At 74.6% G+C, this 1002-nt stretch carries 2 protein-coding genes; both read left to right on the forward strand.

The genetic code is table 11. The features are described 5' to 3' along the window. The coding region (locus AX685_RS12085) for a 3-oxoacyl-ACP synthase III family protein (RefSeq protein ID WP_197418593.1) at positions 1-556 on the forward strand (556 nt) is incomplete at its 5' end. Continuing rightward, positions 553-1002, forward strand: a 450-nt coding sequence (locus AX685_RS22605) for an NAD-dependent epimerase/dehydratase family protein (RefSeq protein WP_197418594.1), incomplete at its 3' end; no start/stop codon positions are given. The genes AX685_RS12085 and AX685_RS22605, both read left to right, overlap by 4 nt.

Genomic DNA, 1002 nt, shown 5'->3' on the forward strand with positions numbered 1-1002 from the left:
GCCGCGCCGTGCGATCGACCCCGCCGACCGGGCCACCGCCGCGATCTTCGGCGACGGCGCCGCCGCGCTGGCGGTCGCCGCCGGGGGGACGCAGCAGCTGCTCGCCAGCCGGTTCGAAAGCTGGGGAGACCATGCGGATCTGTGCACGCTGGCGGCGGGGGGTACGCGCGTCGATCCGTTCGCGGACCCCGCCGCCTTTCGCGACGCCGCGCGCTTCCGCATGAACGGCCCGGCGCTGTACCGCGCCACCGCGCGGCTGTTCCCGGCGTTCCTGGACCGGCTGCTGGACGCCGCCGGCGTCACGCTCGACGCGATCGACGTGATCGTCCCGCATCAGGCCAGCCGCCCCGCCATCACCCATCTGGCGCGCGTCGTCGGGGGCGACCGTGCGCGGATCGTCGACATCCTCGATGCCAATGGCAATCAGGTCGCCAGCAGCCTGCCGCATGCGCTGCACGTCGCGCGCACGACCGGGCGGCTGACGCCCGGCGCCAACGTCCTGCTGGTCGGCAGCGCCGCCGGCATCGCGCTGGGCGGCATGGTGATCCGCTGGTGACGCGCGTCGCGCTCGTCACCGGCGCGACCGGCGGGGTCGGGCGCACGCTGGTGCCGCTGCTGCGCGCGCACGGGTGGAAGGTGCGGGCCACCGGGCGCACCCCGCGCGGCGATGATGGGGATATCCTGCCGATCGACCTGACGCAGCCGCTGCCGCCAGCCCTGTGCGACGGGATCGACACCGTCTTCCACCTCGCCGCGCGCTCGTCGCCCTGGGGACCCCGCGCGGCGTTCTCGGCGATCAACCACGACGCGACGCGCCGGCTGGCGACGGCGGCGCGCGACGCCGGATGCCGCCGCTTCGTCCATGTCTCCACCCCGTCGATCTACGTCACCACCACCGACCGGATCGCGATCACCGAATACGACGCCCCCGCCGCACGCTTCACCAATGCCTATGCCGCGACCAAGTGGCAGGCCGAAGCGGCGGTGCGCGACGTCGGCATC

The sequence above is a fragment of the Sphingomonas sp. CCH9-F2 genome (genome assembly GCF_001556735.1).
GTDB lineage: Bacteria > Pseudomonadota > Alphaproteobacteria > Sphingomonadales > Sphingomonadaceae > Sphingomonas > Sphingomonas ginsenosidimutans.